This is a genomic window from Bradyrhizobium sp. Leo78 (assembly GCF_059512425.1).
In genome coordinates, this window is sequence record NZ_JCAMOT010000011.1 from 152,949 (window position 1) to 165,124 (window position 12,176).

Sequence of the window (12,176 nt, forward strand, 5' to 3'; positions counted from 1 at the left end):
ACGACACCTTTTGCGTGGTCGCTGTTGCGACCAAACGGAAGCGGCTTACAGCCGCTCCACGATCGTCACATTCGCCATGCCGCCGCCTTCGCACATGGTCTGCAGGCCGTAGCGCTTGTTGCGCTGCTTGAGCGCATTGATGAGCGTCGTCATCAACTTGGTGCCGGAGCCGCCGAGCGGATGGCCGAGCGCGATCGCGCCGCCATTGACGTTGAGCCTGGTGGGATCGGCGCCGGTGGTTTTCAGCCACGCTGTCGGCACCGAGGCAAAGGCTTCGTTGACCTCGAACAGGTCGATGTCGTCGATTGTCATGCCGGCCTTCTTCAGCGCGCGTTCGGTAGCGGGCAGCGGCGCCTCAAGCATGATCACGGGGTCATGGCCCAGCATGCTCATGTGGTGGATGCGCGCCAGCGGCTTGACGCCGAGCTGCTTCAGCCCCTTTTCGTTGACGACGAGCACGCCGGAGGCGCCGTCGCAGATCTGGCTCGAGCTCGCCGCCGTCAGCTTGCCGTTCTCGGCGATCAGCTTGACGCCCTTGATGCCCTCGCGGCTGGCATCGAAGCGGATGCCTTCGTCGATGTGATGGGTGTCGGTGGTGCCGTCGGCGCGGGTGATCTGCACCGGCACGATCTCGTCCTTGAAGTGGCCGGCCTGGGTTGCCGCAATCGCGCGCTGGTGGCTGTTATAGGAATACTCATCCAGCTCGTCTTTGGAGAGGCCGTATTTCTCCGCCATCATCTCCGCGCCGGTGAACTGGCTGAACATGATGTTGGGATAGCGCTTCTCGATGTTCGGGCTCTTGTAGTAGCCGAAACCGTTCTTCTGCGGCAGCGACGAAGCAAGGCCCATCGGCACCCGTGTCATCGATTCCACGCCGGCGGCGATCACGATGTCCATCGAGCCGGACATCACGGCCTGTGCCGCGAAATGCAGCGCCTGCTGCGAGGAACCGCACTGACGGTCGATCGAGGTGCCGGGCACGCTTTCCGGCAGCTTCGAGGCCATCACCGCGTTGCGCGCGATATTGTTGGATTGCTCGCCGGCCTGCATCACACAGCCCATGATCACGTCCTCGACCAGGGCGGGATCGGCGCCGGAACGCTCGACCAGCGCGTCCAGCACGGTCGCGGCCAGGTCGGCCGGATGCCAGCCGGCAAGACGTCCCCCCTTGCGGCCGCCGGCGGTGCGAGCAGCGGCGACGATATAGGCCTCGGCCATGCTTAGTCTCCCTTAAGTGTTCTGGATGGGCGTTTCAAAGATGGCGGGATTAAAAGGGCGGCTACGGATTTAGTCAATCAATCAATTAACTCTTGAGGTCAGGCGCGGCATCGGGTTATCTGCCAAGCGGACGTTCCGGCAGGGAAGATGGCAGCACAGCTAAATACCAGTATACCAACGCGCCTTCCGGCGGGCAGAAACGCCACGGCGGAAAAGCTATTGGTCGCCGCGAGCGAATTGATGATCGAGCGCGCTTCGATCGACGTGTCGCTGTCCGACATTGCCCAGAAGTCCGGCGTCAACGCAGCGCTGGTGAAATATCATTTCGGGAACAAGGACGGGCTATTGCTGGCGCTGCTCGCGCGCGATGCCGCAACCGAGATGTCGCAGCTCGAATATCTGGTCGCGCAGCCGATCGCGCCGACCGCCAAGCTGCGGCTGCACATCGCTGGCATCATCCGCGCCTATCACCAGTTCCCCTATATGAACCGGCTGATCCATTATCTCCTGCACGAGAGCAGCCCGGAGGCCGCCGACGAAGTGTCAAAATTCTTCATCGCGCCGCTGCTGGATTTCCATCGCCGCCTGCTCGACGAAGGCGTGCGAGCCGGGGAATTTCGCGAGGTCGATCCGGTGCTGTTCTACACCAGCCTGATCGGCGCCTGCGATCACCTGTTCTTCGGCCGCCACGCGATGTCGCGCGCGACCGGCGTCGGCCCGGTCACCGACGACGTTTGCCGCGAATACATCAAGCATATGGAAGCGCTGATCTTCGGCGGCATGCTCAACCCTTCAAAGCAAGGTGCTGCAGCCGAGTGACCTTCGAGTTCTGGAAGTCCCAAGTCTAGAGAAAGAAACGCCCAAGGAAAGGTTGTACCCATGCAGTTGAAAGACGTTGCTGTTCTCATCACCGGCGGTGGCTCCGGCCTTGGTGCCGCCACCGCGCGCGCCATGGCCGCCAAAGGCGCCAAGATCGGCGTGCTCGACCAGAACAAGGAGAACGCCGAGAAGGTCGCGGCGGAGGTGAAGGGCGTCGCGCTTCATGCCGACGTCACCAGCGAGGAGCAGGTGAAGGCCGCGATCGCCAAGGCGGAAGCCGCGCACGGCATCGCGCGCGTGCTGATGAACTGCGCCGGCATCGGCGGCTCGCAGCGCATCGTCGGCAAGGACGGCGTCTATCCGCTGGAGAAGTTCACGCGCATCATAAATGTCAACCTGATCGGCACCTTCAACGTGCTGCGCCTGTTCGCGGAGCGGCTCGCCACGGCGCAGCCGATCGGCGAAGAGCGCGGCGTCGTCGTCAACACCGCCTCGGTCGCAGCCTATGAAGGCCAGATCGGCCAGATCGCCTATTCCGCCTCGAAGGGCGGCATCGTCGGCCTCACCTTGCCGGCGGCCCGCGACCTCGCCAGCCTGAAGATCCGCGTCAACACCATCGCGCCCGGCATCTTCTTCACGCCGCTGCTGATGGGTCTGAACGAGGAGGCGCGCAAGAGCCTCGGCGCCCAGGTGCCGCATCCGGCCCGCCTCGGCGAGCCCGACGAATATGGTGCGCTCGCGGTGCATATCGTCGAGAACGCAATGCTCAACGGCGAAACCATCCGTCTCGACGGCGCCATCCGCATGGCCCCGCGGTAGGCTTCCCTTCTCCCCTTGTGGGAGAAGGTGGCGCGGATGAAATCCGCGACGGATGAAGGGTTCTCTCCCGCTGGCAACCCCTCACCGTATCGAATGCAGGGCTGGTGCCGGCGTAGCCCTCTCCCACAAGGGGAGAGGGCGCAGTAACTGGCATCGCGTTCGGGTGAAGCAGGAGTTAAGCATGTCGCAACCGCTTCTGATCGAACATCACGACGGCGTCGATCGGGTGACGCTCAATCGCCCCGAGAGCCTGAACGCGCTGGATCCCTCGCTGATCGATGCGCTGAATGTCTACTTCCAGGGCCTGCAGCGCGACCGCGACACGCGTGTCGTGGTGCTGAAAGGCGCGGGTGAGAATTTCTGCGCCGGCCTTGACCTCAAGCATGCGATGCAGCGTCGCGCCGGGCAGCAGGAGCCGCCTGGGGTCACCGAGTCGCTGGACTCGCAGCGGCGCATCGCTGACATCGTGATGCTGATGCGGCGCTGTCCGCAGCCGATCATTGCGCTGATCCAGGGCGCGGCCGCCGGCGGCGGCTTCGCGCTGGCGCTCGCTTCCGATATCCGCATCGCGACCAGATCGGCGCGAATGAATTGCGCTTTCATCAAGCTCGGCCTTGGTGGCTGCGATATCGGCACCAGCTATTTCCTGCCGCGTCTCGTCGGCGTCTCTGTTGCGTCCGAACTGATCCTCACCGGCCGCTTCATTGGTGCGGAGCGCGCGCTCGCGGTCGGCCTTGCCTCCGAGGTGGTGGAAGAGGGCAGGCTTGATGCGGCCGCCGAGCCTTATATCGAGGCGATGCTGACGGCGTCGCCCGTGGGCCTGCGGCTGTCGAAGGAATGCCTCAACATGAGCGTCGATGCCGGATCGCTGGAAGCTGTCATCGCGATCGAGGACCGCAACCAGGTCCTGTGCAGCCGTTCGGAAGATTTTGCGGAAGGTATCAGGGCCTTTCTCGAAAAACGAAAGCCTGTGTATATCAGGCGATAGCAACAAAGATCCGCAAAGGACAATAAATTCCGGGAGACGCAAAATGAGTGGGAGTGCAGCCGCGGTGCTGGAAAAGCCGGGCTTTCGCAAGATCGAATGGCTGCCGCGCGACATCGCGATCGAGCGTCGAGACGACGGCGCGATCGTCCTGAAGTCGCGCATTCCGCTCAGCCCCTACGAGAAGCATATTCCAGCTTCGCTCGCGAAATGGGCGAAGCAGGCACCGGAGCGGACCTGGCTCGCCCAGCGCACCGGCCCCGAGCGGCAATGGCGCAACCTGTCCTATGCCGAAGCCAAGCGTACGGTGGATGCGCTCACGCAAGCGCTGCTCAATCTGAAGCTCGAGCCCGGACGTCCGGTCACGATCCTATCAGGCAATTCGATCGAGCACGCGCTGATGACACAGGCGGCGATGCAGGCGCGGCTGCCGGCGGCGCCTGTGTCGCCAGCCTATTCGCTGATGAGCCAGGATCATCTCAAGCTCAAATATTTGTTCGACCTGGTCAAGCCGGCCGTGATCATGGTGCAGGATGGCCCGACCTTCGAGAAGGCGCTGCGCGCGCTTGATCTTGATGGCGTCACCGTCGTTCACGTCGCTCGCCCTTGCGATGGCATCAAGAGCGTCAGTTTCGCCGAGCTGGCGGCAACGCCGGTGACGGACGATGTCGAAGCGTCGATCGCGCAGATCACGCCGCAAACGGTCGGAAAGCTATTGTTCACCTCGGGCTCGACCGGCATGCCCAAGGCCGTCATCAACACCCAGGAGATGATGTGCGCCAATGCCGCGATGATGATGCAGGTGCGGCCGCGCGATCCCAATGGTCCGCTCGCGACTTTTCTGGACTGGATGCCCTGGAATCACACCATGGGCGGTAATGCGCTGTTCAACCCGGTGCTGATCGATGGCGGCACGCTCTATATCGACGACGGCCGGCCGATGCCGGGCCAGTTCGACGAGACCATCCGTAACCTGCGCGAGATCTCGCCGACCTATTACGCCAACGTCCCCGCCGGCTATGCGGCGCTTGCCGCCGCAATGGAAAAGGACGATGTGCTCTGCCGCAGCTTCTTCAGGAATCTTTCCGTGATGGCCTATGGCGGCGCGCGGCTGCCGGATGATCTCTACGATCGGATGCAGGCGCTTGCGGTCCGCTCCACCGGCGAGCGCATCGTGTTCTATACCGGATGGGGCTCGACCGAGACCGCGCCGACCTCGACTGGCACCTATTGGAACACCGAGCGCGTCGGCCTGATCGGACTGCCGTTCCCCGGCGTTGAACTGAAGATGGTGCCGTGCGGCGCGAAATATGAGTTGCGTCTGCGCGGCGTCAACGTCACGCCCGGCTATTTCGGCCAACCCGAGCTCACCAGATCGGTGTTCGACGAAGAAGGCTTTTACTGCATCGGCGATGCCGGCGTGTTCGTCGACCCCGAGGATCCCGTGCAGGGCATCATCTTCGCCGGCCGCGTGGTCGAGGATTTCAAGCTCACGACCGGCACCTTCGTGCATGTCGGCTCGCTCCGCACCGATGCGATCGCTGCGGCAACGCCTGTCGTGCACGACGCGCTGGTGGCCGGGCAGGATCGCCCCTTTATCGGCCTGCTGGCCTGGCCCAACCTCCATGCCTGCCGGCAGCTCATCGGCGATCCCAACGCTACCTTCGAAGACGCTGTGAAGCATCCCGAGGTGATCGCCTGTTTCAGGCGCGGGCTGGAGGCGCACAATGCGTCCGTCGCCGGCGCCAGCAGCCGGCGTATCTCGCGCGCGATGCTGATGGTCGAGCCGCCCTCGATCGACGGCAACGAACTCACCGACAAGGGCTACATCAACCAGCGCGCCGGCCTCGAGCGCCGCGCAGCGCTGGTGGAGCGACTATATGCCGACACACCCGACGCAGACGTGATCGTGCTGCAATGAACACGACGCTCTTTCCCCTCGTCATTCCGGGGCGATGCGCGAGCATCGAGCCCGGAATCCATTTCTCCGCTCGCGTACGCGGCGCGATGGATTCCGGGTTCGCGCTTCGCGCGCCCCGGAATGACAGTTCCTTGGCTACGCATCATCAACCCGAGTGAAACGCCATGAATTTCGATTTCTCCGACGAACAGAAGCAGATGCGCGACGAGGCGCGGAAATTCCTTAGCGAGCAATGCCCGCCGAAAGCGGTGCGCACGGTGCTCGACGGCAAGGCAGCCTACGACAAGGAGCTCTGGAAGGGCCTCGCCGAGATGGGTTTCCTCGGCGTCGCGATCCCCGAACAGTTCGGCGGCGCTGGCGCGGGCCATCTTGAGCTCTGCGTGATCGCGGAGGAGATGGGCCGGGCGCTGGCGCCGGTGCCGTTCTCTTCGACCGTGTATCTGGCGGCCGAAGCCTTGATGCTCGCCGGCAGCGATGCGCAGAAGCAGAAATGGCTGCCGAAGATCGCCGCAGGCGAAGCCATCGGCACGCTGGCGCTGTTCGAGGGCAAGGGCAATCCGTCGCCGAAGGCGATCAAGCTCACTGCGGCGGGCGCAGCGCTCAACGGCACCAAGAAGCCGGTGCCGGACGGCGCCATCGCCGATTTCGCCGTGGTGGCCGCGCGCACCGGCTCGACCGGACGTGATGCCGATATCTCGCTGTTCCTCGTCGATCTCAAGGGGAGCGGCGTCGAGGTCAAGGAATTGACCAATCTCGATCCGACCCGCGGCCAGGCGGAGCTCACTTTCACCAACGCCAAGGCCGAGCCGCTCGGCGCCACCGGCGAAGGCTGGGGCATCATCACGCAAGTGCTCGACCGCGCCGCGGTGCTGCTGGCCTTCGAGCAGGTCGGCGGCGCCGACCGCGCGCTGGAGATGGGGCGTGACTACGCGCTCGACCGCATCGCCTTCGGCCGCCCGATCGGCTCGTTCCAGGCGGTGAAGCACATCCTGGCCGACATGTATGTCTCGGCGACGCTGGCGCGTTCCAATTGCTACTACGGCGCCTGGGCGCTCTCGACTAACGCCGCGGAGTTGCCGGAAGCGGCCGCCGCGGCGCGGATCAGCGCGACGCAGGCGTTCCAGCACTGCGCCAAGAACAACATCCAGGTCCATGGCGGCATGGGTTTCACCTGGGAGTTCGACTGCCACATGTACTACCGCCGCGCCAATGCCACCGCGCTCGGCCTTGGCAGCCTCTCTTATTGGGAGGACGCCCTGATCGACCGCATGCGCAAGAAGAACGCGGCGTAAGTCGTAATGACCGTAGGATGGGTAGAGCGAAGCGAAACCCATCAAACCAGTGGCGGCAAATGATGGGTTTCGCTGCGCTCTACCCATCCTACGACGCCACGAAACACGGCCGAGGATTTTAGAACATGAATTTCGACGACACCCCGCAGGAAGCCGCGTTCCGCGCCGAGGCGAGAGCCTGGATCGCGGCGAACGCGCCGAAGCAATATGAGGAAGAGCTGCGCAAATCCTCGCTCGGCCGCGTCCAGCTCAAGAATGCCAACATCCTCGAGGTCGCAAAGGCCTGGCAGAAGAAGAAGGCGGATGCCGGCTGGGCCTGTCTGCACTGGCCGAAGGAATATGGCGGCCGTGGCGCCTCGCCGATCGAGCGCGTGATCTGGCAGCAGGAGGAGGGTCCGTTCGGCAGGCTCAGCGCGATGTTCATCATCGGCCACGGCATGTGCGGCCCGACCATGATGGCGTTCGCCCGCGAGGAGCATAAGCGCCACTATCTGCCGCCGCTGGCCGCGGGCGAAAAGATCTGGTGCCAGCTCTTCTCCGAGCCCGCAGGCGGGTCCGACGTCGCGGGGCTTCGTACCCGTGCGGAGAAGAAGGGCGACGAGTGGATCATCAACGGCCAGAAGATCTGGACGTCGGGCGCGCATTATTCCGACTACGGCATCCTGCTGACCCGCACCGATCCGACCGTGCCCAAGCACAAGGGCCTGACGATGTTCTTCCTGGACATGAAGAGCCCGGGCGTCGATGTCAGGCCGATCAAGCAGGCGAGCGGACAGTCCGACTTCAACGAGGTCTATTTCGCCGATGTCAGGATTCCCGATCATCAGCGGCTCGGCGAAGTCAATGACGGCTGGAATGTCTCGCTGACCACGCTGATGAATGAGCGCATGTCGATCGGCGCCGGCGTCTCGACCGGTTTCCCGGAACTGTTCGAGTTCTGCAACAGCTTGATGCTGGAGGACGGCCCCGCGATCGAAGATCGCAGTGTTCGTTCAAGGCTTGCAAACTATGCGGTAAAGGCGAGCGGGTTGAAATACACCAGCATGCGCGCGATCTCGGCCCTGTCGAAGGGCGAGCGGCCGGGCCCGGAGAATTCCATCGGTAAATTGGTGGCGGGATCGATGATCCAGGAAGTCGCGATGTACGCGCTCGACCTGCAGGGCGCCGCCGGCGTGCTGAGCGGGACGGATGCGGAACTCGCCGGCAAGTTCCAGGCGATGCTGCTGCGCGCGCCCGGCACCCGCGTCGAGGGCGGCACCGACGAGATCATGCGCAACATCATCGCCGAACGGGTACTGGGATTGCCAGGTGATATCAGGGTCGACAAGGACGTGCCGTTCAACCAGATACCGACCAAAGGCCGCGCGTAGACCGCGCGTCATTCCGGGGCGCCGCGCAGCGGCGAACCCGGAATCGGAGATTGTGGATCGAGATTCCGGGTTCGCGCTTCGCGCGCCCCGGAATGACGAACAAAAAGGAAGCGCCAATGAACTTCGACGATACCCCGGAGGAAGCCGCCTTCCGCGCCGAGGCGCGCAAATGGGTCGAGGCCAACGCGCCCAAGGAGTATGAGGCGGAGCTGTCAAGGTCGTCGCTCGGCCGTATCCGGCTGGAGAAGGCCGAGATCGTCGACGTCGGCAAGGCCTGGCAGAAGAAGAAGGCAGAGGCCGGCTGGGCCTGCCTGCACTGGCCGAAGGAATATGGCGGCCGCGGTGCTTCGCCGATCGAGAAGGTGATCTGGCAGCAGGAAGAGGGCATCTACGGCAAATTGACCCAGCCGTTCCAGATCGGCGAGGGCATGTGCGGCCCAACCGTGATGGCCTATGGCAGCGAGGAGCATAAGCGCCGCTATCTGCCGAAGCTCGCTTCGGGCGAAGAGATCTGGTGCCAGCTCTTCTCCGAGCCGGCCGGCGGCTCTGACGTCGCAGGGCTGCGCACGCGCGCGGAAAAGCAGGGCGACAACTGGATCATCAACGGCCAGAAGATCTGGACCTCGGGCGCGCACTATTCCGATTACGGGCTTTTGATCACGCGCACCGATCCCAACGTGCCAAAGCACAAGGGCCTCACCATGTTCTTCCTGGACATGAAGAGCAAAGGCGTCGAAGTCCGCCCGATCAAGCAGGCCAATAGCATGCAGGAGTTCAACGAGGTCTATTTCACCGACGTCGTGATCCCGGACAGCCAGCGGCTCGGCGCGGTCGGCGACGGCTGGAACGTCTCGCTGACCACCTTGATGAACGAGCGTATGTCGATCGGCGCGCGGCTTGCGACCGGCTTTCCGGAAATGTTCGAGTTCTGCTCGAATTTGATGACGGAGGACGGGCTCGCGATCGACGATCCCGCCGTGCGCTCGAGGCTCGCGAGCTGGGCCGTGAAGGCAAGCGGACTGAAATACACCAGCTACCGCGCGATCTCTTCGCTCTCCAAGGGCGAGCGGCCGGGACCGGAGAACTCGATCGGCAAGCTCGTCGCGGGCACCATGCTGCAGGACATCGCGACTTACGCGATGGACCTGGAAGGCGCCGCCGGCGCGCTCACGGGCGCTTCGGAGGAAGTGGCAAGCGGCCAGTTCCAGCAGATGCTGCTCACCTCGCCATCGATGCGGATCGCCGGCGGCACCGATGAAATTTTGCGCAACATCATCGCCGAACGCGTGCTCGGTCTGCCCGGTGATATCCGCGTCGACAAGGACGTGCCGTTCAACAAGATCCCAACCAAAGGACGCTGACCATGGATGCGAAAACGCCAAGCCCGCGTTACACGACGGAAGATCGCATCGGCGTGCTCGAAGAGCTCCTCAACGAGCGCTACTCCGTGCGGGCCTTCCTGCCGCGCGAAGTGCCGCGGGAGATCATCGAGCATGTGCTCAACGTGGCGCAGCGTACCGCGTCCTGGTGCAACAGCCAGCCCTGGCAGGTCCTGATCGCGAGCGGCGAGGCCAAGGAACGGTTCCGCAAATCGATCTATGCCGAGGCGGCATCCGGTGCCAAGGACGACCATGACTTCACGCCGCCGCGTGAATATGTCGGGGTCTATCTCGAGCGCCGCCGCGAAAGCGGCTTCCAGCTCTACAACACGCTGGGCATCGCGCGCGGCGACAAGGCGGCGTATGCGAAACAGGCGCTGGAGAACTACAATTTCTTCGGCGCGCCGCATGTCGCTGTTATCCACACGAACGAGCCGCTCGGCATTTACGGCGCAATCGATTGCGGCGCCTATGTCTCTAATTTCATGCTGGCGGCCCAGGCGCTCGGGCTCGGCACCATCCCGCAGGCGGCGTTGGCGCGCCATTCCGGCTTGATCCGTCGTCACTTCAACCTGCCCGACGACCGGCGCGTCGTCTGCGGCATCTCCTTCGGTTACGCCGATCACAGCCACAAGGTGAACAGCTATCGGACATCAAGGGCGACCGTCGCGGATGCCGTGACGTTCCTGGATGAGTAGTCCGTGATCTCGACGTGGCTCGTTTAACCCGCGATCGATCAGCGGGTGCGCGTCGGTGGTTTCGGTAGCTTGTCAGGGTCGAATTTTGGTGTCGGCCCGATCGGCTCCGGTGCAGGCAGCTGTGGTTCGCTGAGAATCAGGGTCCCTTCAAGGATTACTCCCGGCACCTGCTCCGCGGTCGCTGTGTAACGACCCAATCTGTCGGCGCACGTTCCTTCAAGCCGAAGCGTAAGGTCATCGGCGCCGAAGACGGTTGCATGTCCTTCGGTGTGCCTTCTGATCGATAGGATGGCGGTGAAGCGGTCCCCGTCGATTTCGCAGGAGCCGTTATAGGTCGTGATGCTGTCATGACCCCAGATATTGCCGTCTTCGACGTGCGCAATGCCGGTGCCTTGGCCTAGCGGGGTCTTGAACCACGCCGCATAGGTACCGTTTCTGAGCATGGAGGAACCTTCTCGGTCGGTGAGTGCCCCAGCCGGATCATCGACATGATTAGCGCTAAAACTTAGTTAACCTCCTTCTCCGGGCGAATCCGGTGAAAGAGCTGCGCAGCGGATCCAAGAGCAGCGGACCCAAGTGCGGCCGCCCCAGTCGCCGACCTCGACCGGCTGGTTGCGCAATCCGTGCCATTGACGTTTGCCGGCAGCAGCGCGCCCACGGTCAGAACTTCGCCGGCCGTTTCTCCGCGCGCGCCTTGATGCCTTCCTTGATCTCGGTCCCGCGCAGGCTCTCGCGATGACGGGTGTCGGCGGCTTCCTTGTCGAACTCGCCGTGAGCGAATTCATTGATAGCGCGCTTCATGCCGGCCATCGCGCGAGGCGCGTTGGCGGCGAGCAGGCTCGCGAGCCGGTCGACCTCCTGGTCCAGTTCGCCCTCGGGCACCATGGCGGTGAGATAGCCGATCCGCAGCATCTCCACCGCGTTGATCTTCTGTCCGGTCAGAAACAGCATCTTGGCATTGTTGACGCCGAGCCGCGACACATAACGCCTGATACCGCTCGGGTAATAGTGCAGGCCGAGCTTTGCGGCCGGCATGAACATCTCCGCGGTGTCGACGCCGATGCGGAAGTCGCAGGCAAGCGCCAGATCGGTCGAGCCGCCATAGACGCCGCCGTTGAGCCGGCAGATCGTGGGCACCCGCAGATCTTCGAGCCGGTTGGCCACGCCCTCGAACGCGGAACCGGAGCTCGGCTCGTCGCTGCCAGCACCGGCGCGGGCCGCCACCGAATTGAGATCGTAGCCGGCGGAAAAGGCCCGGCCGGTGCCGGTCAGCACCAGCACGCGGACGGCGGGATCGGCCTCGACGCGGTCGAACAGTCGCACCAGCTCGACCAGATCTTCCGCCTGCAGCCGGTTCATGTGCTTGGGACGGTTGAGGCGGATGGTGGCGCGAGGGCCCGAAATCTCGAGCTGCGGCGGGGTTGCGGTCTCGGCCGCGTCAGACATGGTTTGCTCCATTGTTGGTTCTCCAGCTCGCGCCGGTTTGGCGTCGGTCGTCTCGGCAAGGCCGGGCCTGTTGGCTGCTTCGCGGACGTGGTAATCCACACCGGTTGCCGGAAGGTGCCTTTCCTTGCCCAGCCCGTCAACGACGACTGGCAAATGGCTGCATTCCGCCTCGGTCTCACCCGTCTGGGCATGCCAGGCCGCCCTGGCCGGCGCCTGATTTGCCTGACAA

Annotated in this window: 11 protein-coding genes; 8 read left to right on the top strand and 3 right to left on the bottom strand. The window is 63.8% G+C overall.

Features of this window, described 5'->3' with window-relative positions:
* Nucleotides 1-45 precede the first annotated feature (45 nt).
* Nucleotides 46-1,218 carry an acetyl-CoA C-acetyltransferase gene (locus AC5ZG1_RS16970; protein WP_496133547.1) on the bottom strand — a complete coding sequence of 391 codons (1,173 nt, stop codon included), beginning with the start codon at nt 1,216-1,218 and terminating at the stop codon, nt 46-48.
* 147 nt (nt 1,219-1,365) lie between these two features.
* On the opposite strand from AC5ZG1_RS16970, the gene AC5ZG1_RS16975 reads away from it, so the two are divergent.
* From AC5ZG1_RS16975 to AC5ZG1_RS17010, 8 genes are all read left to right on the top strand, one after another.
* Nucleotides 1,366-2,037 carry a TetR family transcriptional regulator gene (locus tag AC5ZG1_RS16975; RefSeq protein WP_130225867.1) on the top strand — a complete coding sequence of 224 codons (672 nt, stop codon included), beginning with the start codon at nt 1,366-1,368 and terminating at the stop codon, nt 2,035-2,037.
* A gap of 60 nt (nt 2,038-2,097) precedes the next feature.
* Nucleotides 2,098-2,856, top strand: a complete 759-nt coding sequence (locus AC5ZG1_RS16980; protein WP_028166789.1) for an SDR family NAD(P)-dependent oxidoreductase — start codon at nt 2,098-2,100, stop codon at nt 2,854-2,856.
* A 181-nt stretch (nt 2,857-3,037) separates the two neighbouring features.
* Nucleotides 3,038-3,844 carry an enoyl-CoA hydratase/isomerase family protein gene (locus tag AC5ZG1_RS16985; protein ID WP_496133548.1) on the top strand — a complete coding sequence of 269 codons (807 nt, stop codon included), beginning with the start codon at nt 3,038-3,040 and terminating at the stop codon, nt 3,842-3,844.
* A 43-nt stretch (nt 3,845-3,887) separates the two neighbouring features.
* A complete protein-coding gene (locus AC5ZG1_RS16990) occupies nt 3,888-5,762 on the top strand; it encodes an AMP-binding protein (protein ID WP_496133549.1) in 1,875 nt (624 codons plus the stop codon).
* Nucleotides 5,763-5,926: 164 nt separating this feature from the next.
* Nucleotides 5,927-7,054 (top strand): acyl-CoA dehydrogenase family protein, encoded by a 1,128-nt coding sequence (locus AC5ZG1_RS16995; protein WP_456642891.1) that lies wholly within the window; start codon nt 5,927-5,929, stop codon nt 7,052-7,054.
* A gap of 125 nt (nt 7,055-7,179) precedes the next feature.
* Nucleotides 7,180-8,424 carry an acyl-CoA dehydrogenase gene (locus tag AC5ZG1_RS17000; RefSeq protein ID WP_496133550.1) on the top strand — a complete coding sequence of 415 codons (1,245 nt, stop codon included), beginning with the start codon at nt 7,180-7,182 and terminating at the stop codon, nt 8,422-8,424.
* 116 nt (nt 8,425-8,540) lie between these two features.
* On the top strand, nt 8,541-9,785 hold the full coding sequence (locus AC5ZG1_RS17005; protein ID WP_496133551.1) for an acyl-CoA dehydrogenase: 1,245 nt from the start codon (nt 8,541-8,543) through the stop codon (nt 9,783-9,785).
* Nucleotides 9,786-9,787: 2 nt separating this feature from the next.
* Entirely contained in the window at nt 9,788-10,501 is a 714-nt protein-coding gene (locus AC5ZG1_RS17010) for a nitroreductase (protein WP_051397040.1), read from the top strand.
* A gap of 38 nt (nt 10,502-10,539) precedes the next feature.
* Here AC5ZG1_RS17010 and AC5ZG1_RS17015 read toward each other — a convergent pair whose 3' ends face one another.
* Both AC5ZG1_RS17015 and AC5ZG1_RS17020 read right to left on the bottom strand, forming a co-directional pair.
* Nucleotides 10,540-10,944: a hypothetical protein gene (locus AC5ZG1_RS17015; RefSeq protein WP_496133552.1), complete on the bottom strand. Its 405-nt coding sequence runs from the start codon at nt 10,942-10,944 to the stop codon at nt 10,540-10,542.
* Nucleotides 10,945-11,161: 217 nt separating this feature from the next.
* On the bottom strand, nt 11,162-11,947 hold the full coding sequence (locus AC5ZG1_RS17020; protein ID WP_496133553.1) for an enoyl-CoA hydratase/isomerase family protein: 786 nt from the start codon (nt 11,945-11,947) through the stop codon (nt 11,162-11,164).
* Nucleotides 11,948-12,176 lie beyond the last annotated feature (229 nt).